Source organism: Streptomyces sp. SID13666 (genome assembly GCF_010548325.1).
In the GTDB taxonomy this organism is placed as follows: Bacteria; Actinomycetota; Actinomycetes; order Streptomycetales; family Streptomycetaceae; genus Actinacidiphila; species Actinacidiphila fildesensis.
In genome coordinates, this window is sequence record NZ_JAAGLX010000014.1 from 130,240 (window position 1) to 151,523 (window position 21,284).

Genomic DNA, 21,284 nt, shown 5'->3' on the forward strand with positions numbered 1-21,284 from the left:
CCTCACCAGCCCAGCGCGTCGGCGGTCGTCTCACCGATCGCCGGGGAACAGGTCATGCCGCGCCCGCCGGGCCCGGTGACCAGCCACACTCCGTCCAGTACTTCCTGCCGGTGCACCACATGTGCGGTGTCCACGCACTGCGCGTACACCCCGGCCCAGCGGCGCCTGATGCGCGGCAGCGGCCGGCCGAGCAGCTGCCCGGCCCGCTCCAGCAGGTGGTCGTACGGGTCCTCGACGACGTCGAAGTTGAACGTCTCGTCGTACTCGTGGGTGTCGCCGATGGTCAGTCCGCCGTCGAGGCGCTGGACCATCAGCAGCTGCATCTTGTGCGCGGCGGCCACCGGCGGCTGCGGCTGTCCGGCGCGCAGCGCGTCGAGCGCGTCGCCCTCGTAGGCCGGGTAGTAGCGGAAGCTGTCGGCGTCGGCGACCGAGGTGGTCAGCGGCTCGCCGAGCGGATCGGTCTGCGCCATCTGCAACCGCACCCGGCGGACCGGCAGTTCGGGGGCGAGCTCGCGCACCAGCCCGGACAGCCAGGCCCCGGTGGCCAGGACGACGCTGTCGCCCCGGTGCACCTCGCCGTGGTCGTCGCGGACCGTGCCGGGCCCGACCTCCCGGACCTCGCGGCCGGGGAGGAACGTGTACCGGCCGGTCGCCGCCAGGTACTCGCGCAGCGCGGGCAGCGCGACCCGGGACTCGACGGCGGCGTCCCGCTCGCACAGCAGCGCCCCGGTGATGTCGCCGCGCAGCGCCGGGTTGTGGTCCCGGGCGGCCGCGGCGTCCAGCCACTTGAAGCCGCGCTCGGCGGCGTCGGCGCGAGCGATGACCTCGTCCACGACGGCCTTCTCGGGCGCGGTGCGGACCACGGTGAGCGAGCCGTTGGCGCGGAAGCCGGTGCCCGGCACCCGGGCACCGATGTCCTCCCACAGCTCACGGGCCCGCAGCGCGGTCTCCAGCTCCTCGCCGGCCGACCGGCCACCGACCCACACCAGGCCGAAGTTGCGTACGGAGGCGCCGCGGGCCTCCCGCTCGCGCTCCAGGTGGACGACCTCATGGCCGCGGTGGACGGCTTGCCAGGCGTGCATCGTGCCGAGCGCACCGGCGCCGACGATCAGGACTCTCATGGGGCCCAAAGGTGCTCGGGCCTTCGGAAGCGTACGTATCTCATGCATGAACCGATGGTGAACAGCCCAGCAACGCTTGGACTAGACCCGTTACCATTTCGTGATCGAAATCCTTCGCACAGCCTCCCGTCGGCCCGGCTACTTCTTGGACATCTGCGTGGTGAAACTGAACCGGTCGCCGCGGTAGAGCGAGCGCACCCGCTCGACCGGCACTCCCCCGCCGTCCCGGCTCGTCCGGTGCAGCAGCAGCATCGGCAGCGCGGGCGGCGTACCGATCAGCAGCGCCTCGCGCGGCGTCGCGAGCACCGTCTCGATCCGCTCGTCGGCCGACATCAGTTCCAGTCCGGCCTTGTCGCGCAGATACACGTAGAAGGACGAGTCGGGGGCGAAGTCCCGTTCCAGGTACGGCAGTCGGGCCACCGACAGATAGGTGCTCTCCAGGCCGACCCGTTCCTCGTCGGCGAGCAGCACCCGCTCCATGTGCCAGACCTCGTCACCGGCCGCGATCTGCAACTCGCGCGCCAGCACCGCGTCCGCCGCCAGCCGCTCCAGAGTGATCAGATGGCGGCTCGGGACCCGGCCCTGCCGCCGGACGCCCTCGGTGTAGCTCGCCAGCGACAGCGGCTGCTCCAGCTTCGGCCCGGCCACCACCGTGCCCCGCCCCTTGCGCCGCACCCGGCCCTGGATCAGCAGCTCGCGCAGCGCCTGCCGCACGGTCTCCCGCGCCACCTCGAACGTGGCCGCCAACTCCCGCTCGGTCGGCAGCAGTCCGCCCTCGCCGAGCTCGTCGAGCACGGCCTCCAGCCGGGTCTTCACGGCGTAGTACTTGGGCACCCGGCCGTGCTCGGGAATGCCGGACCGGATCGGGGCATGTGGATCTGTCACGGGACCGATCCTCGCAGAACAGCGGCGGTCCGCCTGCCCGTCAGCCGAGTGCGGCGCCGCCGAACACCGAGGCCAGCACGAGCAGCGCCGCGCCGTCGGCCACCACCCGCGTCCCGCCGGGGGCCACCGAGACCGGCACCGTGCGCCCCGCGGACCGGGCCGTGCGCTCGGTCAGCACCGCCGCGACCTCCTGCCGGAACAGCGTCTCGTCGGCCAGTACGGTGCGCCCGCCGAGCACCACCCGGTCGATGTCCAGCAGCGAGACGAGGTTGGCCGCGCCGACGCCCAGCAGGTACGCGGCGCCCGCCGAGTCACCGCGGTCGACCGCGGCCAGGCACATCGCCTCGATGCAGCCGCGGTTGCCGCAACCGCACACCGGACCGTCCAACTGCACGACCTGGTGCCCGAATTCGCCCGCGCCGGTGCGCTCGCCGCGGAAGACGGCGCCGTCCAGCACCAGCCCGGCGCCCAGCCCGGTCCCCAGATGCAGATACGCGAACGATCCGTCCCCCGCGTCCTGGCCGAGGACCGCGAGCGCCGCCGCGTTGGTGTCCTTGTCGACGACGACCCGCAGCCCGAGCCGCCGCTCCAGCGCGTCGCGCAGCGGGAAGCCGTCCCAGTCCGGGAAGCCGGTGACACGGTGCAGGACGCCCGAGGCGTGGTCGAGCGGCCCGGGAGCCGCGACGCCGACGCCGAGGATGGCGGGGCCGGCGTCCAGCGCCCGCACCTCGCGCGCCACCGCCTCCAGCACCTCCCCGGCGGGGCGGCCGAAGTCGAGCCGGGAGGTGCGGGCCCGCACCCGCTCGCCCGACAGGTCGGCGAGGACGACGGTCAGCTCGTCACGGTCCAGATGCACCCCGGCCGCGTACCGCGCCCGGCGCACCAGCCGCAGCTCGGTCCGCGGCTTGCCGCCGGTCGACGCCTGCCGCCCCGACTCCTCGGCCAGCCCCTCGGCCCGCAGCCGCGCGGTGATCTTGCTGACGGCCTGCGGGGTGAGCCCGGTGCGCTCGGCGAGCTCCAGCCGGCTGATGCCGCCGGTCCCGTGCCGGGTGGCGGCGCGCAGCAGATCGAGCACCAGAGCGGCGTTGTGGTGCCGCAGCGCGGGCAGGTTCGCCCCTGAGATTCCCCTGTTCACCCCTCCATTGTCCCCGGTGCTTGCTCTTTGGCAACACTGTTGCGAAAGTGGAGCGCATGAGTAGTCCCGCCACCCCCCTCCGCGTCGGACTGGTCGGCTACGGCCTGGCCGGCTCCGTCTTCCACGCCCCGCTCATCGCCGCCACCGACGGCCTGGTCCTCGACACGGTCGTCACCTCGAACCCCGAGCGGCGCGAGCAGGCCCGCGCCGAGCACCCCGACGTCCGGTTCTCCGCCTCCCCCGACGAACTGTGGACCGGCGACCCCGTCGACCTCGTGGTGCTCGCCTCCCCCAACCGCACCCACGTGCCGCTCGCGACCGCCGCCCTCCAGGCCGGGGTGCCCGTCGTCGTCGACAAGCCGCTCGCCGGCACCGCCGCCGAGGCCTACGAGCTGGCCGCCCTCGCCAAGGACCGCGGCCTGCTGCTCTCCGTCTTCCAGAACCGCCGCTGGGACAACGACTTCCGCACCCTGCGCCACCTCGTGGACAGCGGCGAGCTCGGCACCGTGCAGCGCTTCGAGTCCCGCTTCGAGCGGTGGCGGCCGCAGCCCAAGGGCGGCTGGCGCGAGTCGGGCGACCCCGCCGAGATCGGCGGGCTCCTCTACGACCTCGGCAGCCACCTCGTCGACCAGGCCCTGACGCTCTTCGGCCCGGCCGTCCGCGTCTACGCCGAGTCCGACGTCCGCCGCCCCGGCGCCGAGGTCGACGACGACACGTTCATCGCGATCACCCACGCGAGCGGCGTCCGCTCCCACCTGTGGGCCAGCGCCACCACCGCCCAGCTCGGCCCCCGCTTCCGGGCACTCGGCAGCACCGCCGGCTACGTCAAGTACGGCCTCGACCCGCAGGAGGCCGCCCTCCGCGACGGCCTGCGGCCCGGCTCCGCCGACGGCGACTGGGGCGTCGAGCCGGAGTCCGACTGGGGCACCCTCGGGGCCGGCGACTCCGCTCGCCCCGTCCCGACCCTGCCGGGCGACTACCCCGCCTACTACGCGGCGGTCGCCGCGGCCCTCCGCGACGGTTCGGCCCCGCCCGTCACCGCCCTGGAGGCGGCCGCCGCCCTCGAAGTCCTGGAGGCGGCCCGGCTCTCCGCCCGCGAGGGCCGCACGGTGGAACTGGAGGCGCGCTCATGAGCACTCCCGGTGATCTCGTCGCTGAACTCGAAGCGCAGGAACGCGACCTCGTCCTTCAGGGGTTCAGCAACGACGACGCGTGGCGGCTGGGGTCGCTGCTGGTGGAGCTGGCGCGGGAGCGCAACGCCCCCGTGACGATCGACATCCGTCGCGGTAGCCAGCAACTCTTCCATTACGCGCTGGACGGCACCTCCCCGGACAACGACGCCTGGCTCGCCCGTAAGTCCCGCGTCGCGGAGCGCTACGGCGCGTCGTCGTACCTCGTCGGCGCCCGCTTCCGCGCCAAGGGCACCACCTTCGAGGAATCCTCCCGCCTGGACCCGGACCTGTACGCCGCCCACGGGGGCGCGGTGCCGCTGCGTGTGGCGGGGGTGGGGATCGTCGGGACGGCGGCGGTGTCGGGGTTGCCGCAGTCGGAGGATCATGCGCTGGTGGTGGAGGCGTTGTCGCGCATGGTGCGGGGGTAGCGGGCGGTTCGTCGTGGGTCGGTCGGGGGCCGGGCCCTCCGGGGGGAGGGGTCCGAAATCGTATATTTACGATCCCCCAACCTTCGGCCGGGGGTGCCCCCAGCGGCTCACACATACACGGCAGCATTTCGGACCCCTCCCCCTGCGGCCCCGTCCCCCTCACGTCACGGACACCCGTCCGCGGAAGCGCGAGTCGTGGGCAACGCCCGGCGCGGGGGCGCAGCGGGTGCCGACACGCCTGCATCCGTCCCCCGCCCTCCCCCACGGGTGCCGACGCACGCACATGAGTCTCCCGTCCCCCCATACGCCCGCGGTGCCGACGCCGCGCATCCGTCCCCGACCCTCCGGCCCCGCCCCCTCACGTCCGCGGGTGCCGACGCGTGCATCCGTGACGGGTAAGGGCGGGTGGGTGGGGAAAGCCCGCCGCAGGCGCAACGGCGCTGCGGGCGCCGACGTACCCGCACCCCCCGCCGCAGGCGGGCACCGGCCCGCGCGGGCCGCCGCACCCCGTGCCGGAAGGCACAAGGGCGGGTGGGTGGGGAAAAGCCCGCCGCAGGCGCAACGGCGGCGCGGGGGCCGACGTACCCGCACCCGCGCCCCGGCAGGGGCTACGCGTCCGCCAGGACCTGGCGTTGGCGGCCCAAGCCGTCGATCTCCAGTTCCACCACATCCCCCGCCCTCAAATACGGCTTGGGATCAGGCTGGCCCATCGCCACCCCCGCCGGTGTCCCCGTGTTGATCACGTCGCCCGGGTACAGCGCCATGAACTGGCTCAGGTAGCGGACGACCTCTGCCACCGGGAAGATCTGGTCCGCGGTGGAACCGGCCTGCTTCGGTTCGCCGTTGACCCAGAGGCGCAGGCCCAGGGCCTGGGGGTCGGGGACTTCGTCGGCGGTGACGAACCAGGGGCCGATGGGGTTGAAGGTCTCGCAGTTCTTGCCCTTGTCCCACTGGCCGCCGCGCTCGATCTGGAACTCGCGCTCCGAGACGTCGTGGGAGAGGGCGTAGCCGGCCACCGCGGCCAGCGCTTCCTCGTGGGACGCGGCGTACCGGAGCTCGCGGCCGATGACGATGGCGAGCTCGACCTCCCAGTCGGTCTTCACGCTGCCGCGCGGCACCAGGACGGTGTCGTCGGGACCGACGACCGTGTCCGGGGCCTTCATGAAGACGATCGGCTCGGCCGGAATCGCTGCGCCGGTCTCCGCCGCGTGGTCGTGGTAGTTGAGACCGATGCAGACGATCTTGCCGATGCGGGCGAGCGGCGGGCCGACGCGCAGGGCGGCCTCCAGCCGGGGCAGGGATCCGTCCGCCGCGGCCGCGGCTATCCGCGCGAGCGCGGCATCGTCGGCGAGGAGTGCGCCGTCGATGTCGGGCACGACGCCGGACAGGTCGCGCAGGATTCCGTCGCCGTCCAGCAGGGCCGGAGCTTCCGCTCCGGCGGGTCCGACACGCAGCAGTTTCACAGACGTACTCCTGTTGGGCGAGGGTGGTCATCGGATGTCTTGGCAGATCCTCCAAGTAGTCGCGGCCGTCACGCAACCCCCTTTCACGAAGTGGACTTCGCGGCATTCAGTGCCACATGTGGGGCACGCTGCAGCCAGGCGCGTTCCGCGGCGCTCCAGGCGGTGGTGGTGGCCAGATACAGCCCGGCCGCCAGCGGGACGTAGGCGGCGGTCAGCAGGGTGCCGAAGGAGAGCAGCGGAAGGATCTTCGCCATCGTGGCGGCGCCGGGAGCGGCACCGGGTGCCGCGGGCACGGCTGCGGCCGGAGCGGTCGCGGCGGCCTTCCGGGCCCGCAGATACGTCCAGCCCGCGACGGCCGCGATCACCGCGAAGAGCCCGAGGAAGACGGCGCCGTGCGGCCCCGCCACCCCGCCGTCGGCGAGTGCGTCCTTCCACCGGCCGCCGAGGGGTGCGCCGAAGAGGGTGTGGTCGAGAAGGTCGCCGCCCGAGGAGGAGAAGACCCGGTACATGAGGAAGAAGACCGGCAGCTGTACGAGCATCGGGACGAAGCCGGCGAACGGCGAGGCGCCTTCCTTCGCGTAGAGGTCGGCGAGTGCCTTCCGGAGCCGTTCCGGGTTCTTCTTGTGCTTGCGGTTCAGCTCGGCCACCCGCGGCGCCAGGGCGGCCCGCGCCTTCTCACCGCGGGCGGCGGCCCGCGCCAGCGGATGGAGGGCCAGGCGGACGGCGACGGTGATCGCGACGATGGCGGCCGCGGTCGCCGAAGCGCCCAGGAGCGGGCCGAGCAGCGAGGCGACGGACATGACGAAATGAGCGAATACGGACATGGGGTGAGCCCTCCACGGGGTCTCGTCGGGCCGGAAGAAGTCGGCGTGACGAGCCGCGCGGGGCGCAGCGGGAACCGGTGGGTACCGGTGCGGTAGCGCCTACGCGGCCGTCGGGACGAGACGGCCGGGCGCTCGGGGGCGCGGTCGGCCCGAGGCATCGGGATCGCGCTGTACGAGGAAGGCGGTACGGCGTTCGCGGTCCCGGATCGCGGTCCGGATCCGGCCGGGCACCACGGGCCCGGGCCAGGCGGCGGTGACGACGAAGGCGCGGCACAGCAGTGCGGCGGCGACCGTGGTCGCGGCGGCGGCCGCGCTGGACACCAGGCCGGTCTGGGTCAGCAGCACCCCGGACAGGGCGAGGAAGAGCGCGCCCACGAAGAGGCGGAACGCGGCGGTGTCACGTCGCACGAGCTCGCCTCCTCCAGTCGGTCCGGATTCCGATGGTAGCCCCACGGCCTAGGCGGCGGGCAGTGCCTCCTGCGCGAGGACCTCGTCGTCCGGCCGTGCGTCGGCCGGCGCGGGCAGGGCGTACGTCACGGCGAGGGCGACGGCCACGTTCAGGGCGAGCGCGAGCAGCCCCGCGTTCACGCCCCACAGGGGATCGCGGTCGGTGAAGACGAGCCAGCACACGACCGCACCCCCCGCCAGCAGACCGCTGAGCGCGCCCGCGAGGGTCAGCCGGCGCCACAGCAGGCCGAGCAGCAGCATCGGGACGAGCTGCGCCATGCCCTCGTAGGAGATCAGCGACAGCCGCACCAGGGTGTTGGGGAGGGTGTACGTCAGCAGCAGCGCGAGCGAGCCGGCGGCCACCACGACCACCTGCGACCACAGCTTCTGCCGGCCGGCCAGCCGCGGGACCGCGCCGAGCACGCTGCGGCCCCACATGGTGCCGATGACGAGCATGAACACCGCCATGGGCACGATGGACGACAGGGCCGCGGCCACTCCGATGATCCCGACGGCCCAGGCCGGCAGCGAGTCGGTGATCAGCTGGAACAGGGCGAGGTTGGAGCCGGCGCCGGTCAAGCCCGGCACGACGAACAGCGCCGCCATGCCCAGCAGGATCGGGACGAGGAGGAGCACCTGGTAGAAGGGCAGCGCGATGGCGTTGCGGCGCAGCGCGTCCGCGTCGCGCGCGCTGAGATAGCCGGCGACCGTCGTCGGGAAGATCACCACGGTGAGCGAGTTGAGCAGGCTCGTGGTGATGAACCAGCTCTCGCCGAGACCGCCGGACGTGTGCCCGGGGAACGTCAGCCACTGCGCCTTCTCCTCGGTCAGCCGCCGGAACAGCTCGCCGTAGCCGCCGAAGTAGTGGAAGGGGACGTAGCAGGCGAGGAAGCCGAGCGTCCCGATGACCAGGACGTCCTTGAGGACCGACACCCAGGCGCTGCCGCGCAGCCCGCTGACCACGACGAATCCGGTGGTGACGGCGAAGCCGAGGAAGTACGCCCAGTTGAGGCTGATCGCCCCGTAGGAGATCGTCGAGACGACGACGCCCATGCCGGTGATCTGCAGCTGGATGTACGGCAGCAGGCAGACGGTGGCGAGGACGGCGACGAACGCGCCGAGCCGTGGGCTGGCGTAGCGGTGGGCGATCATGTCGGTGATGCCGACCAGGTCGTGGCGGCGCGCGTAGGCCCACAGCATGGGGCCGACGACGTAGCCGACCGCGTAGCCGCACGACAGGTACGCCAGGACGTAGAGCACGGGCGCGCCGAAGTTGTAGCCCCAGCCGGCCGCGCCCAGGTAGCTGAAGCTGGTGTAGCTCTCACCGGCCATCAGCACCCAGATGAAGACCGGGCCGAGGCTGCGGCCGCCCACCGACCACTCGGTGAGGCCGCCCTGCGAGCCGCGCCCGCGGACGGCGAGCAGCCCCAGTGCGACGGTCGCCACCATGAAGGCGCCGAAGACCGAGGTGGCGACCGCGGCGTTCACGTACGCCTCCGCCGGTCGCCGCGGTAGGCCAGCCACACCGCGAGCGGGGTGGCCAGCGTGGCGGCCAGCATCCAGAAGAAGAGGAAGGGAATCCCGAACACCACGGGGTGCACCCGATTCACCAGCGGCAGCGCGCCGAGGTACAGCACGTACGGCACGAGCAGCCACAGCAGATGGCGTCGGCCTCGGAACACCCTGGGCACCTTGGACACGCGGCCCGACCCTAGCGCGCCCGCGCCGACTTCAGCCGCCCCCACACCACCAGCCGGTACTTGGAGGTGTATTCGGGTGTGCAGGTGGTGAGCGTGATGTACGCGCCGGCGCCGGTCATCCGGGCGTCCGGGTGCACGGAGCTGAACGGCACCGGGGCGATCACGGACCCGTCGGAGGGATTCGTCTGCGGCACGGTCTTCTCCACGACGTAGACGAAGCGGCCGGTGGCCGTCTCGACGGTGACCGTGTCGCCGGCCCGCAGCCGGTTGATGTAGCGGAACGGCTCTCCGTGGGTGTTGCGGTGCCCGGCGACGGCGAAGTTCCCGGCCTGGCCGGGCTGGGCGGTCTGCGGGTAGTGGCCGACGTAGCCATGGTTGAGGATGGCGGACTTGCTGATGCCCTGGGCGACCGGGGCGGTCACCCCGATCGCGGGGATGCGGATCACGGCGTAGGCCAGATCGTCCCGTTCCGGTGCCGTCACCTCCCGCTGCGAGGGCCCGGCGGATGCCGTTTCATCGGATGTATCCATCGTCGGCGTATCGCCGGGAGCCTGCGCCGGGTCGGATGCGGGAGCCGGTGCGGGGACCGCGTTCCACTGCTGTTCCAGCGCCGCGACCTCGCGCCGCGCGGACTCGTGCGCCCGCAGGTTCGTCCACCACAACTGGTGCGCCACCAGCAGCAGCACGACGACCCCGAACGTCACGGCGAGTTCGGCGGCGCCCCACAGCGTCCGCCCCAGCGGAGTGCGCCGCGCGCCGCCGCGCCGCAGCAGCCGCCCCTGGCCCTGGACGACGACCCGGACCGGCCTGGATTTCTGACGCACCGTCATACGGGTGACGATACGGCCGTTCCCGGCCCGCCGGACAGGGGCCTGTCCGGCGGAACGTTCCTAGCCGGCGAAGAGCCGGGACGCCGAGTAGATGGCGAGCCCCGCCAGCGCTCCGACGACCGTGCCGTTGATCCGGATGAACTGCAGGTCACGCCCCACATGCGCCTCGATCTTGCGGGACGTCTGGTCGGCGTCCCAGCCCGCCACCGTCTCGGTGATCAGGGAGGTGATCTCGTCCCGGTAGGTCGTCACCACATACGTGGCGGCGTCCTCCAGCCAGCCGTCCACCTTCGCCTGCAGGGCGGGGTCGGTCGCCATCCGGGCGCCCAGCGACAGCAGCGACGCGCGGGTCCGCAGCCGCAGCTCGCTGCGCTCGTCCTCGGCGGCGGCCACGACCATGCCGCGGACCGCGGTCCAGGCCGACTCGATCAGATCCTGCACCTCGCCGCGCGCCAGCAGGTCCTTCTTCAGCCGCTCGACGCGCTCACGGGTGTCCGGGTCGGACTGCAGCTCGACGGCGAAGTCCCCGAGGAACCGGTCCACCGCGCCGCGCGCCGGGTGGTCCGGCATGTCGCGCATCTCGGCGGTGAAGCGCACCAGTTCCTTGTAGACCCGCTCGCCGACCTTGCGGTCCACGAACCGGGGCGTCCACCCCGGCGCGCCGCCCTGCACCGCGTCCATCACCGAGTCGCCGTGCTCCACCAGCCAGTCGTGCGCCCGCACACAGACCAGGTCGACCACCCGGCGGTGGCCACCGTCCGCGACGACCCGCTCCAGCATCCTGCCGACGCCCGGCGCCACCTCCTGACCCTCCGCGCGCCGGGTGATCGCCTCACCGACCACCGCCTGGACGTCGGAGTCCCGCAGCACCTTCAGCACCCCGCGCAGCGCCGCCGCGGCTTGCTCCGTCACCTTGTCGGCGTGCTCGGGGTCGGCGAGCCAGGTGCCGAGCCGTGAGCCGATGCCGACGGCCCGCAGCCGGGTCCTGACGACGTCGGCCGACAGGAAGTTCTCGCCGACGAAGTCGCCCAGGCTGTGGCCGAGGGCGTCCTTCTTCGTCGGGATGATCGCGGTGTGCGGGATCGGCAGTCCCAGCGGGCGGCGGAACAGCGCCGTGACGGCGAACCAGTCCGCCATCGCACCGACCATGCCCGCCTCCGCGGCGGCCGCGACGTATCCCGCCCAGGGACCGGCGCCGGCCGAGGCCGCCCACTTCGCCAGGGCGTAGACGACCGTCGCGGCGAGCAGCAGCCCGGTCGCGATCACCTTCATCCGGCGGACCCCGCGCCGCCGCCCCGCGTCGGCGGCCTCCGCCGCGCTCGGCGCCGTACCCGGACCGGCCGGTGGACCGCCGCGTGGACCGTCGTCGGGACCGCCGCCTGGATCGCTCACTACCGCTGCTTCCATCCGCTCCACCCGCGTATTGTCACCGCCACTGCCAACCTGGGAACGAACAACAGGTTCCCCGCGTCCCGGGAAGTCACGCCAGGAACGGCGGACGGCCGCGAACGCCGTCCGGGGACCCCGCACCGAGGGAGCGAGCCGCCATGACAGCGCAGGACAGGACCGGAGGGCTGCCCGGCTACGCCGGACACTTCGAGGAGCCCGAGGGGTACCTGGACTTCGCCCGCTACGGCCCGCCGTCCCGCGACGTCCTGGACGCCACCGCGCAGGCGCTGGCCGACTCCGCCCGTGCCACCCACAGCACGGTGGACGACCTGATGCGCGCCGAGCCCCGGGCCCGGGAGGCCGCCGCCCGGCTGGCCGGGACCGACCCCGGCCACATCGTGCTGCTGCCGAACACGTCCACCGGACTGTTCCACGCCGCCTTCGGCATCACCGGCGGCACCGTGCTCGTCCCGTCCGGGGAATTCCCCTCCAACCGGTACCCGTGGCAGCGTGCCGCGGAGCTCGGCAGGGCCGTACCGCGCCTGCTGGAACCCGACCAGCGGGGCCTGATCACCCCCGACACCGTCCGCGACGCCCTCACCGGACCCGGCGCCGGTGACGTGGTGGCCGTGGCGCTGAGCGCCGTGGACTTCCGCACCGGCCACCGCGCCGACCTGGCCGCGATCCGCGAGGTGATCGGCGACCGGCTGCTCGTCGTGGACGCCATCCAGGGCTTCGGCGTCGCCGACCTGCCCTGGCAGGCCGCGGACATCCTCGTCACCGGCGGCCAGAAGTGGCTGCGGGCCGGCTGGGGCACCGGTTTCGCCGCGCTGTCCGACCGGGCGCTGGAGCGGCTGGAGCCCGTCCTCACCGGCTGGACCGGCGTCGAGGACGCGGGCCTCTTCGACGACCGCGAGCACCCGCCCGCCGCCGGCGCCCAGCGGTGGAGCATCACCAACCTGAGCCCCGTCACCGCGGCCGCCTTCGCCGCCGCCCTGGAACTCGTCGAACGGTCCGGGGTGCCCGCCATCGAGGAGCACATCACCACCCGGGTGGCCCAACTCATCGACACCGTTCTGGCCTGCGGCGGCGAGGTGCTGTCCCCCGTCGCCCCGGAGCAGCGCGCCGGCATCGTCTCCTTCCGCATCCCCGGCACCGATCCGCGGCTCGTCGCCAAGGCGCTGCACGGGTACGAGGTCACCCCGACGGTCCGCGCGGACTCCCTGCGCCTGTCGGCGCACGCCTCGACCCCGCTGGCCGCCGTCGACCGCGTGCACGCGGCCCTCGCCTCACTGCGCTGAACGTCCTCACCGCGCCGAACGTCCCGCCGCCGGGACCGCTGTCTGGGCCGGCACCGGCGACGACGAGTACATCCGCGCGATGACGTCCTCGATCGCCGGCTCCCGCACCGACAGGTCCACCAGCGGATAACGCGCCGCCAGCTCGGCGACCAGCGGAGCCGCGCTGGCCGCCGCGGGGAACGCCAGCCACTGGCGCGGCCCCTCGACCTTCACACAGCGCGCGCCCGCCACCACCACCGCCGGCAGCTCCCGTTCGAAGTCGACGACGAGCGTGCGCTCGCTCTCCCCCACCGCGTGCAGCCCGCTCAGCCCGCCGTCGTACATCAGCCGCCCGTGGTCGATGACCATCACCCGCTCGCAGAGCTGCTCGATGTCCGTCAGATCGTGCGTGGTCAGCAGCACGGTCGTGCCCTGCTCGGCGTTGACCGTCCGCAGGAACTCCCGCACCTTCGCCTTGCTGACCACGTCGAGGCCGATGGTCGGCTCGTCCAGGTACAGCACCTCCGGATCGTGCAGCAGCGCCGCCGCGATGTCACCGCGCATCCGCTGCCCCAGCGACAGCTGGCGCACCGGCACGTCCAGCAGCGGGCCGAGGTCGAGGAGGTCGACGCAGCGCGCGAGGTTCTTCGCGTACCGCCCGTCCTCGATCCGGTACAGACGCCGCACCAGCTGGTACGAGTCCTTCAGCGGCAGGTCCCACCACAGGGTGGTGCGCTGCCCACAGCAGTATTGCAAAAGATGTGATCATTGTTACAATAAGTAACAGGAGATCACGCAGTGCAATCACAACCGAACATCATTGAGCGCGTCCATCGGGGCGACTTGACCGGCCTCAACTTCGCCGGATTGGTTCGGCTCTCCTTTGAAACCCGTCCTGACCACGAAGTCTCCAGCATCGCCATGAGCGGCGGGGATATCAACAACCGGGACGAGCAAGAAGAACACTGCCAGCAGTACGTCACCGGTCGCAGCGGTGAATACGTCTACACCTACGACGAGCCGCACACCTCGGCGTGGAAGAAGAAGCGGGTCAAGCAGCCTGACGGCAGCTACCTGTACCGCGTGATTCGGCCCGTCTTCGAGGGTGCACTCAAGGACTTGAAGAACGGGTTCACCCCAGACGGCAAGCGTCTTGACGGCCTGGTGGTCTATGACATCGACCGTCTCACCCGAGACCACCGTCACCTAGAAGACGCGATCGAGGTGGTGCAGTACCACCACCGTCCGATCCTCGACATCCGTGGTTCGCTCGACCTGCTGACCGACAACGGCCGGTCTGCCGCGCGTTACGTCTTGAACGCCCGCGCCAGTTCGTCCACCGACACATCACGTCGTCTGCGGGATAGTCATAAGTCACGCGCCACCCGTGGCATCCCAGTTGGCGGCAACCGCGCGTTCGGATGGGCGGAAGACAAGCGCACCATCGTCCCGCGCGAAGCCTGGCAGATCCGTGCGGCAGCCCGGCTGCTCCTCGCCGGAGTGAAAGCGTCCACCATCATCCGCAAGTGGAACAAGGCTGGGAAGCGCACCACCAAGGGCAACCCATGGAGTCGTAGGACGTTCGTCCTCATGATGACGTCACCCCGCATAGTCGGGTACCGCGTCTATGGCCCGATGGATCAGCCGCACCACACGCGTTACTTGACCGACGACAAGGGCAACCCAGTCAAGGGCCAGTACGACGCCATCTTGGATGAGCACACCTGGCATTCAGTTGTCGCCCTCCTCGCAGGCCCTGATCGTCCGGAAGGACACCACGACATCGGGAAGTTGAAGTACATGCTTTCCGGCATCATGCGGTGCGCAAACTGTGGTGGAAAGCCAACTGGGGGTGCGCAGCCGAACAACCGTTTCACCTACCAGTGCAAGTACAACGACGGCGGTTGCGGAAACTGCGGGTCAGGAAACGCGATTGATGCGATCGTGACCAAGCTCATCCTTGCGTGCCTGAAAGAGCGACACATCGAGGTTGAAACCCAGCCCTGGCCCAAGGCCGAAGAACTCGCCACCCTCAACGCTGCAAAAGCGGGTTTGTTGGCACAGTTCAAAGAGAACTCCGACATGGGGCCGCACATCTGGCCCGAAGTACGAAAGAAGGAAGTGGCTATTGCCATGCTCGTCAAAGAGCGAGCGGCCTACGCCAAGAAAAACGCGAAACCCAAGTCAACGAACATGGCGGAAGCATGGCCCACTCTGGAAGTCGAGCAGCAACGCGCCATCGCTGCGGAGATGTTCGAGGCCATCATCTTGATGCCAGCCACCAAGGCCAGCAACCGGTTTAACCCCGAGCGTCTACAGGTGGTGTGGCGCCAAGAATAGTGGCGATACGTTCGAGTTGGGTGGATCGAAGTTCAGGGGCATTTTTCAACTGAGCTTCGATCCATTTTTGTTCCGCCCCATCACGTAGGCGCGAAGCAATTCCCGTGTTGGGCGACTTCTTGTGTGATGCCGGCGTGCGTTCTAGATCTATAGTTTTCATTCAGTTATCTCTGCATCAATTATACAACAAGACCCGCGAATCCACCCCGAGAACCTTGGCCGTTGCCAATTCCACCATGGAAAACCTACTCATAACATGCGTAAATAGGAGGCTGTCGAGTACTCGACTAAAGGACAACCAGTGGAGCAGAAATGGCAATCGTGAGTCGCAAGGTATCTGACCTTAGTGGTCAGGAAGGTACCGACGCGGAATTTGCAACGGTGGTGGTGCGTCAACATCCCTCCATCGACCAGCCGAAAGCCCTGGACGTACTGGCCATCGAGGCCGAACAGTTCAAGGAGATCGGTGACCTGGTGGTCATTGAAGTCACCATGCCGAACGGCAGCAGGAAGGACGTCGCCATGAAACGGGCGGACTTCGACAAGCTTGCGCCGAACATGGACGAGGTCCTCAAGGCCGCCCGTGGCACGCGCGGGCGAGTGCCTGGTACCCGCATCGGCAACGGGTAACTCCATACTCCGCCTCCCGCCAACGCTCCCGGCGGTTGAGGCGGTAACGCCCTTGTCCTAGCAACCAGCTAGGACAAGGGCACTTTTCATTCAAGACATGACCCCCGTTGCCAGGGGGTGTTGTTATTTTTACCCTATGCAGAGTCTTCAAAAGATGTCATAACTGAGCGCAGTCCAGGGAAAATCCCGAGACCTATTCGTGGGAGCGAATACCGATCTGCTCACGTGGCAACACGTAGAACGGATATGGCTAAATGGCCAAGAACAACTTCAACTGGGCGAAGGAAGCCGAGAAGGCGCGCAGGCGGCTGGAAGCCGACGAGCGGAAGCGGGCACGCGAAGCGGCTCGCGCCGAACGTGAAGAGCGGCGCAACCGCGTCAGGTCGGCGGTCCAGGGTGGAGCGGTGGCGGCCGGAATGGCTATCACCGGTGCTCAGGCGTACGACGAGCCGACGCAGAACAGCACCAACACCCAGGGTAACTACGCCGACTCCGAGGCGACCGACAGGCGCAACAACCAGGCCCGAGGTCAGCGCCGGAACACGACCTACAAGGGTCAGCAGCGGGGTGGCTCCGGCCAGCAGAGCTGAAGCCCTGAAACACGGTTGCCCGCTGTCTCATCCAGAGACAGCGGGCAACCGCAGAACAACGTGAAATTATGAAAACTATCAGCAGAATTATCCTAAGCACCCTACTCATTGTCAGTGGTATCACTGTCGCCATCTTGGCCGTATTACTGGCGTTTCCTATCCGTGACTGGATAGGGGTTGGCTGTGCGATCGTTCTCCTAGCAATTGGTGGCCTTCTTGCTATGAGTGGCGTGCGAATAGCGTTAGGAGCCAATATCCGCGAAGTTTTAGGCGACCTGTTTATATCGTTGGGTCGATAGAACAGACACAACCACTGACGCAGCTACTACACATGATTTAGGCGCCTCTGGCAATAGGGTTGCGGTTTCCAGTTCTTATGTAATAACTAGTTATGCAGAATCCGATAGCTTCATCATGACGGACTCGACCTGTCAAGACACGAGCCGCCTTGTCGAGCCTACGGCGGCTCTAGACAGCGGCCGTAAGTCGTGGTCTAGCTTGCTGTCACCCCTGTTAGGTTAGACGGAACGTCGCACAATTTGCATTGTGCGACACAAAAGCACCGAGTCAACCCTCTCGGCACTTTGTCCATATTTGTTCAACATGCTACAGAAGTTGCTTAATCGACTCAATTAGACCCGTGCTTCGGGCTAGAAGGAGGCCAAAGAGTATTAGACCGAGTCCGATGAGCCAAACCTGCATGTCACTGTATCCGCTCAATGAACCGACCACAGTGACCGTGAAGAATCCGCCTACGGCCGCGATGGAGCCGACGAGCATGGCCAGTCGCTCCCGCATGGTTGTTTCGGTATTGGGTTGTTGTTTCATAAGTTCTGTCCCCTTAAATAGTGTTGCTGAGGTGTGCTGGCGATCTAGTCGCCAGCACACCCGATGAACCGAGGTAGTTCTCAGCAGCGGTAGCCCATCAGGCCCTGGTTCTCCCAGGGGATGACACTCACGTTGTAGAGAACGCACATGCCACGATTGGCGTACTGGATGGCGAACCACCGGAGCCCCATGTTGCTGGCGTAGAGAACCCCCATCCAAGGGCCGGACGGCAGATTCATGGGGACGAGGCCGTCGTATCCATACTTCCTGGTCTCCTCCTTATTGAGGTACAGGGTGCAGCGAGGCCACCCGCAGTGCGCTTCCGCCGCCTGTGCGGAGGAAGCCGTCGCGATGTTCAGGCCAGCCATCATCACGATGGTCAACAGAACGGCAGTAATCCCTTGCTTCACTCGTATACCGAGCGTCTTCGTGGGGAATATCCCCATTCCTTGCTCCCATTCTAGGGGGGCATCGTGCCTGCGCGCCGATATGCCGGAAACGAAGGATGGCGTTCGCAAGCTTGACCGTGGAAGTCCCTCGGTCTTGTCTCCAGTTATGACATAACTTTGCCACCTTGGCTAGAGGTAAAAAGAACAACGATTCATAAGAACGGTTACGGCGCGACTGATCATGAATGTTCTATGGGTGGCGTCGGCGATCGCTAGAACCGTAAGACCCACAGCTTCGGCCGACGGCTTTAAGTCGCACTCATCTACTTCCGCTTGTACTGCTTGCCATAGTGCCTCGTGACGTACTCCTCTAGCGCGTCCTCGATAATCTCCCATGGTTTACGTTCCTCGATGTACACGAGGTCGTGCGTCACTTGCTTGTGACGCGACGGGTACATGTGGAAGCCACGGTTCAACGGTGGCTCGCTCGTGTCCACGATGGTGCGAATTACCGGGCCGCTTACCTCGGCTTCAACTGGCACCGCGGGGGCAGCTGGTTGCGCAGGTTCTACGGCCTCGGCCGGCACTGCCTTGGTCGCCTCGGGATCAATCTGCGGGATCGCCACGCGAGGAACGTATGGCTTCTTCTCGCTTGCTTGTTGCTTGAACTTGTTACTCATTGATCAGAATCTCCGCGACCCTCTTATATCCTTGCGCGGCTGGACTCTCGGGATCATAGAGAACTACCGGTTGATTGAGCTGTTCCGCTTCATCCACTGCGGTGGACTCGACAATGAGCTGAGGCAACACCAAGCTGCTGTACGCGTCACTTATGCCGTCGAGGACAGCCGATGATGCGTTGGTGCGCTTGACGCGGGTAATCAGAATCCCGCGAAGTCGCAACGATGGGTTGTAATTACCCACTGCCCTCTCATACGCCTCGATGGTGCGCGCGAGGCCGTCTTGGCTGTATGCACTGGCGGCGGCTGGAATCACCAACTCATCAGCCGCAGCGAGCGCGTTGATTGTCATGTATCCAAGCGACGGTGGCGTGTCGAGGATGATGAAGTCATAGTGCTCGTCCAGCGTCTCTAAGAGTTCCTTGAGCGCGCCGATCGGATCAGGGGCTGACGGGTCGGCCCGTTGAAGCGCCATACCGGTTTCGGTCTTCGAGAGATTGGGGTGACCGGCTATCAGGTGCAGACCCTCCACGGCTGTCGTGATGACTGCGGAGAGCGGCTCTAAGTCAGGGTTGGTGAACAGGTCGTTCAACGTGGCTTCTAAGAGGGCCGGATCAATCCCAAGACCCTTAGTGGCGTTCGCTTGCTCATCGAGGTCAATGAGCAACGTCCGCTTCCCCGCGATGGCCAACGCAGCAGCGATGTTCTTCGCGCTAGTTGTCTTGCCCACCCCACCTTTGTGGATGGCGATTGCGATTTTCTTTGCCATTATTCACTTGTTCTCCTATGAGTTTAAATTAACACGTAAGCACTCATTTATGCAATGGCTCACGCTTACGTGAGTTAGTTATTACTCGCGTTCTCTCTTATTCTAACGTTCTAATGCGTTAGAGCGTGGATGCACTTGTATTCCAATGCTCTAATGCGTTAGAATAGAAACGTAAGAGGAAATGCAAATGAATAGAAACCCAATGACCATCCCCAACGACCTCCTAGGGCAGCTCTCCAAAGTCTTCGTGACCGAGCGACTAGGGATCAACCCTGAACAGCACAGCATGACTACCGAGGCCACGTGGATACGCCTCGCAGAGCGCTTGATGCGCGCAACCAGGATTGAGGAGCGATCCGCAAAACGAACGGAATCACACCTGACACAGAAAGTAAGATAAGGAGGAACCCATGAACGTAACGCAACAAGAATTTAGCCACCTGCCCACAAGTAGGGAAGTGGGAGAACCCACAAAACCACAAGTGGTCAAGTACACAACGCACCTTCCTGCGAGCTTGATTAAGTGGCTCAAGCGCGAAGCTCTCGACCGAGACATGAAGGACTACCAGCTCATGCAACTCGCGTTAGAGAGTTTCCAGCGTAGCCAAGGAGGTACAGCTTGATTTTGCGAGAGATCGGCGCATAATAGAAACATGGAACAAATGTCCACTCTATTCACGCACATCAACGAGCTTCTTAAGGAGAGGGATCAGCGCTTGAGCCGGCTTCTCGGAGATGATTCTATCGACAGGCGTCAGCGTGTAGCCATCAGAGTTCGATTCAACTTGCTTAAGAAGCAAATTACCGCGACATTGGAAGACCATGAGCGACGTATATGTAAACTGGAAGAGAAGGTATCTCGCTTAGAGAGCGAGCAGGTCATTAAGGAGAAAACAAGATTATGACAAACGAACAATTACTGGAAGACATGAAGCAATTCATCACAGCGACCGTCTCACAGCGGACGGCTGGTCTTGCAACAAAGGAAGACCTAGATGGTCTTGCAACAAAGGAAGATGTCAGCCGCCTAGAGACTCGTATGGATGAACGCTTTAATGACGTCGACGGACAACTCGACGAGATCCAGAACGCTATCGGCACAGATCTTAAGAAGATAGATGCAATCCTGGAAGACCACGGGGGACACTTGAAGCGACTAGATCGCAAGTTCGCCTAACCTAAGTCACCCTCAGGGGTGGCTTTTTTGATGATTGCAATGCAGACAGGAAATGCTTATACTAGGAGCAAGCTAGCGCCAAATTCTCGTGCAAAAGAATTTAGCGCTAGCCATCGGTTGAGGGGGTATCTCGTATCCATAAAGAATGGCGCGCATAAGTCTTGCAATTTATGTCTGCATTGTTTATTATGGAAGCAGCACGAGAATTTGGCGCATAAAAGGCACCCCCCGCAAAAGGAGGTGCCTTTTTCTTTGTCCAAGCTTCATCGCACGTGACACGTCGCTGCATGGTTCGGCCGAGCCGCATAATCAACATCACAACAACCCTAGATATGGGGCAACTTCGTGTTGTCCAAAATCAGGGCAGGAGACCAGCATGGCTGAAAGCATCGGATCAACATTAACCGCACGGCGAGAGTTCTATAGAAATAAGGCAAGCGAAAGCTCCTCCGTTACTTCTATAGAAGGAGGGCAGGTTCCACCGAAGGTAATCGATGACCTCATTGACAACAAGATGTACCGTCGTAAGTTCAACGCACTCATCCGTAAGGGGCACCTACAAGACTTGCTCGACCTCGCAGAGGTAGCCCAGGGGAAGGACAAGCCGAGCCACTGGTTCGCACGTGCTACCAGAACGACCCCAGTACCGGGGAACGAGAGCAAGCCAACGTTCTGGGATCGCTCGTTGAAATTCCTCGCCAAGCTCCGCAAGGTGCGTCGTATCGCCAAGGAGATCGGTCAGCGCCTCAAAGTGCCAGCAAGCAGCGTGAACGCCGTTTACAAGGCTGTATGGCGGCACAATGAGGGAGCTATTCGGATGGCGGTCACCGCTGCCGAGACAGGCAAGAAGCATCCGTTTGGACTGTTCTGCACCCTCGCGTTGAAGAAGCCAGACACCCAAGCTATCTGACACCCCATAGGACGCGCCGAGAGCACCTGTGCGGGCCTCAAACGGTAAAGACACACACTTGTGTCTCTGACTCCGATTTTTGACCTGTAGGGCCTGTGAGGCGACCGCTCGACGGAAGACTGTCACTCCAAGGGAGTGGATCTTGTCGTTAGAATGTCCCCACCAAGCCGATGCCGGCGGCAGCCTCTAGGTCGGATCTGTTCAGTGCGTCCCGCGGTCACCCCTGGTACACGCCCACCCAAACGACAGCCTTAACGTCGTAGGTGGTGCCGTACTCAAACGCAAGATCCTGGAGAG

Annotated in this window: 23 protein-coding genes and 1 pseudogene; 10 read left to right on the forward strand and 14 right to left on the reverse strand. The window is 66.6% G+C overall.

Going from position 1 to position 21,284, the window contains the following annotated elements; genetic code table 11:
• Positions 1-2: 2 nt before the first annotated feature.
• The 3 genes from G3I60_RS20010 to G3I60_RS20020 form a co-directional block, all read right to left on the reverse strand.
• On the reverse strand, positions 3-1,121 hold the full coding sequence (locus G3I60_RS20010; RefSeq protein ID WP_164295448.1) for a TIGR03364 family FAD-dependent oxidoreductase: 1,119 nt from the start codon (positions 1,119-1,121) through the stop codon (positions 3-5).
• 138 nt (positions 1,122-1,259) lie between these two features.
• Entirely contained in the window at positions 1,260-2,006 is a 747-nt protein-coding gene (locus tag G3I60_RS20015; RefSeq protein ID WP_343241370.1) for a GntR family transcriptional regulator, read from the reverse strand.
• A 40-nt stretch (positions 2,007-2,046) separates the two neighbouring features.
• Complete coding sequence (locus G3I60_RS20020) at positions 2,047-3,141, reverse strand: ROK family transcriptional regulator (RefSeq protein ID WP_138358347.1); 1,095 nt, start codon at positions 3,139-3,141, stop codon at positions 2,047-2,049.
• A gap of 56 nt (positions 3,142-3,197) precedes the next feature.
• Here G3I60_RS20020 and G3I60_RS20025 point away from each other — a divergent pair, with 56 nt between their 5' ends.
• Both G3I60_RS20025 and G3I60_RS20030 read left to right on the forward strand, forming a co-directional pair.
• The gene (locus G3I60_RS20025; protein ID WP_164295449.1) at positions 3,198-4,274 is read left to right on the forward strand and encodes a Gfo/Idh/MocA family oxidoreductase; all 1,077 of its coding nucleotides are present in this window, start codon (positions 3,198-3,200) and stop codon (positions 4,272-4,274) included.
• Positions 4,271-4,741, forward strand: coding sequence for a heme-degrading domain-containing protein (locus G3I60_RS20030; RefSeq protein WP_164295450.1), 471 nt, complete (start codon positions 4,271-4,273; stop codon positions 4,739-4,741). Before G3I60_RS20025 ends, G3I60_RS20030 begins: the two co-directional genes overlap by 4 nt.
• A gap of 608 nt (positions 4,742-5,349) precedes the next feature.
• Here the strand turns inward: G3I60_RS20030 and G3I60_RS20035 are convergent.
• The 7 genes from G3I60_RS20035 to G3I60_RS20065 all read right to left on the reverse strand — a co-directional run bounded on the left by G3I60_RS20035 (position 5,350) and on the right by G3I60_RS20065 (position 11,397).
• Positions 5,350-6,204 (reverse strand): fumarylacetoacetate hydrolase family protein, encoded by an 855-nt coding sequence (locus G3I60_RS20035; RefSeq protein WP_164295451.1) that lies wholly within the window; start codon positions 6,202-6,204, stop codon positions 5,350-5,352.
• A gap of 83 nt (positions 6,205-6,287) precedes the next feature.
• Positions 6,288-7,028, reverse strand: coding sequence for a membrane protein insertase YidC (locus G3I60_RS20040; RefSeq protein ID WP_164295452.1), 741 nt, complete (start codon positions 7,026-7,028; stop codon positions 6,288-6,290).
• A 99-nt stretch (positions 7,029-7,127) separates the two neighbouring features.
• Complete coding sequence (locus G3I60_RS20045; protein ID WP_138356622.1) at positions 7,128-7,436, reverse strand: DUF6412 domain-containing protein; 309 nt, start codon at positions 7,434-7,436, stop codon at positions 7,128-7,130.
• Between the two features lie 48 nt (positions 7,437-7,484).
• A complete protein-coding gene (locus tag G3I60_RS20050) occupies positions 7,485-8,963 on the reverse strand; it encodes a sodium:solute symporter family protein (protein WP_164295453.1) in 1,479 nt (492 codons plus the stop codon).
• On the reverse strand, positions 8,960-9,166 hold the full coding sequence (locus G3I60_RS20055; protein ID WP_269287760.1) for a DUF3311 domain-containing protein: 207 nt from the start codon (positions 9,164-9,166) through the stop codon (positions 8,960-8,962). Before G3I60_RS20055 ends, G3I60_RS20050 begins: the two co-directional genes overlap by 4 nt.
• 20 nt (positions 9,167-9,186) lie before the next feature.
• On the reverse strand, positions 9,187-10,005 hold the full coding sequence (locus G3I60_RS20060) for a class E sortase (protein WP_164295454.1): 819 nt from the start codon (positions 10,003-10,005) through the stop codon (positions 9,187-9,189).
• A gap of 60 nt (positions 10,006-10,065) precedes the next feature.
• Positions 10,066-11,397, reverse strand: a complete 1,332-nt coding sequence (locus G3I60_RS20065; protein ID WP_343241372.1) for a DUF445 domain-containing protein — start codon at positions 11,395-11,397, stop codon at positions 10,066-10,068.
• Positions 11,398-11,552: 155 nt separating this feature from the next.
• Here G3I60_RS20065 and G3I60_RS20070 point away from each other — a divergent pair, with 155 nt between their 5' ends.
• On the forward strand, positions 11,553-12,695 hold the full coding sequence (locus G3I60_RS20070) for an aminotransferase class V-fold PLP-dependent enzyme (protein WP_164295456.1): 1,143 nt from the start codon (positions 11,553-11,555) through the stop codon (positions 12,693-12,695).
• Positions 12,696-12,701: 6 nt separating this feature from the next.
• Here the strand turns inward: G3I60_RS20070 and G3I60_RS20075 are convergent.
• Positions 12,702-13,415 (reverse strand): annotated as a pseudogene (locus G3I60_RS20075) (ATP-binding cassette domain-containing protein); the annotation flags it as partial.
• A 57-nt stretch (positions 13,416-13,472) separates the two neighbouring features.
• Between G3I60_RS20075 and G3I60_RS20080 the strand changes: the two are divergent.
• The 3 genes from G3I60_RS20080 to G3I60_RS20090 all read left to right on the forward strand — a co-directional run bounded on the left by G3I60_RS20080 (position 13,473) and on the right by G3I60_RS20090 (position 16,234).
• On the forward strand, positions 13,473-15,014 hold the full coding sequence (locus G3I60_RS20080) for a recombinase family protein (RefSeq protein ID WP_164607556.1): 1,542 nt from the start codon (positions 13,473-13,475) through the stop codon (positions 15,012-15,014).
• Between the two features lie 312 nt (positions 15,015-15,326).
• Positions 15,327-15,644, forward strand: coding sequence for a hypothetical protein (locus G3I60_RS20085; RefSeq protein WP_164607558.1), 318 nt, complete (start codon positions 15,327-15,329; stop codon positions 15,642-15,644).
• 254 nt (positions 15,645-15,898) lie between these two features.
• The gene (locus tag G3I60_RS20090) at positions 15,899-16,234 is read left to right on the forward strand and encodes a hypothetical protein (RefSeq protein ID WP_164607559.1); all 336 of its coding nucleotides are present in this window, start codon (positions 15,899-15,901) and stop codon (positions 16,232-16,234) included.
• A 908-nt stretch (positions 16,235-17,142) separates the two neighbouring features.
• Here the strand turns inward: G3I60_RS20090 and G3I60_RS20095 are convergent.
• From G3I60_RS20095 to G3I60_RS20105, 3 genes are all read right to left on the reverse strand, one after another.
• The gene (locus G3I60_RS20095; RefSeq protein ID WP_164607561.1) at positions 17,143-17,445 is read right to left on the reverse strand and encodes a hypothetical protein; all 303 of its coding nucleotides are present in this window, start codon (positions 17,443-17,445) and stop codon (positions 17,143-17,145) included.
• Positions 17,446-17,774: 329 nt separating this feature from the next.
• Positions 17,775-18,131: a hypothetical protein gene (locus tag G3I60_RS20100; RefSeq protein ID WP_164607563.1), complete on the reverse strand. Its 357-nt coding sequence runs from the start codon at positions 18,129-18,131 to the stop codon at positions 17,775-17,777.
• Complete coding sequence (locus G3I60_RS20105; RefSeq protein ID WP_164607565.1) at positions 18,124-18,900, reverse strand: ParA family protein; 777 nt, start codon at positions 18,898-18,900, stop codon at positions 18,124-18,126. The genes G3I60_RS20100 and G3I60_RS20105 overlap by 8 nt, the downstream gene beginning before the upstream one ends.
• A 410-nt stretch (positions 18,901-19,310) precedes the next feature.
• On the opposite strand from G3I60_RS20105, the gene G3I60_RS20110 reads away from it, so the two are divergent.
• The 4 genes from G3I60_RS20110 to G3I60_RS20125 all read left to right on the forward strand — a co-directional run bounded on the left by G3I60_RS20110 (position 19,311) and on the right by G3I60_RS20125 (position 20,987).
• Positions 19,311-19,523: a hypothetical protein gene (locus G3I60_RS20110; RefSeq protein WP_164607567.1), complete on the forward strand. Its 213-nt coding sequence runs from the start codon at positions 19,311-19,313 to the stop codon at positions 19,521-19,523.
• Positions 19,524-19,553: 30 nt separating this feature from the next.
• On the forward strand, positions 19,554-19,805 hold the full coding sequence (locus tag G3I60_RS20115) for a hypothetical protein (protein WP_164607569.1): 252 nt from the start codon (positions 19,554-19,556) through the stop codon (positions 19,803-19,805).
• Positions 19,802-20,077 (forward strand): hypothetical protein, encoded by a 276-nt coding sequence (locus tag G3I60_RS20120; protein ID WP_164607571.1) that lies wholly within the window; start codon positions 19,802-19,804, stop codon positions 20,075-20,077. Before G3I60_RS20115 ends, G3I60_RS20120 begins: the two co-directional genes overlap by 4 nt.
• A 376-nt stretch (positions 20,078-20,453) precedes the next feature.
• Positions 20,454-20,987 carry a hypothetical protein gene (locus G3I60_RS20125; protein WP_164607573.1) on the forward strand — a complete coding sequence of 178 codons (534 nt, stop codon included), beginning with the start codon at positions 20,454-20,456 and terminating at the stop codon, positions 20,985-20,987.
• Positions 20,988-21,284: the final 297 nt, after the last annotated feature.

Coding starts and splice junctions, on each gene's coding strand:
- G3I60_RS20040 (WP_164295452.1), bottom strand. CDS start 7,028: ATGTCCGTATTCGCTCATTTCGTCATGTCCGTCGCCTCGCTGCTCGGC.
- G3I60_RS20060 (WP_164295454.1), bottom strand. CDS start 10,005: ATGACGGTGCGTCAGAAATCCAGGCCGGTCCGGGTCGTCGTCCAGGGC.
- G3I60_RS20115 (WP_164607569.1), top strand. CDS start 19,554: ATGGAACAAATGTCCACTCTATTCACGCACATCAACGAGCTTCTTAAG.
- G3I60_RS20120 (WP_164607571.1), top strand. CDS start 19,802: ATGACAAACGAACAATTACTGGAAGACATGAAGCAATTCATCACAGCG.
- G3I60_RS20070 (WP_164295456.1), top strand. CDS start 11,553: ATGACAGCGCAGGACAGGACCGGAGGGCTGCCCGGCTACGCCGGACAC.
- G3I60_RS20100 (WP_164607563.1), bottom strand. CDS start 18,131: ATGAGTAACAAGTTCAAGCAACAAGCAAGCGAGAAGAAGCCATACGTT.
- G3I60_RS20025 (WP_164295449.1), top strand. CDS start 3,198: ATGAGTAGTCCCGCCACCCCCCTCCGCGTCGGACTGGTCGGCTACGGC.
- G3I60_RS20030 (WP_164295450.1), top strand. CDS start 4,271: ATGAGCACTCCCGGTGATCTCGTCGCTGAACTCGAAGCGCAGGAACGC.
- G3I60_RS20090 (WP_164607559.1), top strand. CDS start 15,899: ATGGCCAAGAACAACTTCAACTGGGCGAAGGAAGCCGAGAAGGCGCGC.
- G3I60_RS20125 (WP_164607573.1), top strand. CDS start 20,454: ATGGCTGAAAGCATCGGATCAACATTAACCGCACGGCGAGAGTTCTAT.
- G3I60_RS20010 (WP_164295448.1), bottom strand. CDS start 1,121: ATGAGAGTCCTGATCGTCGGCGCCGGTGCGCTCGGCACGATGCACGCC.
- G3I60_RS20085 (WP_164607558.1), top strand. CDS start 15,327: ATGGCAATCGTGAGTCGCAAGGTATCTGACCTTAGTGGTCAGGAAGGT.
- G3I60_RS20105 (WP_164607565.1), bottom strand. CDS start 18,900: ATGGCAAAGAAAATCGCAATCGCCATCCACAAAGGTGGGGTGGGCAAG.
- G3I60_RS20110 (WP_164607567.1), top strand. CDS start 19,311: ATGAACGTAACGCAACAAGAATTTAGCCACCTGCCCACAAGTAGGGAA.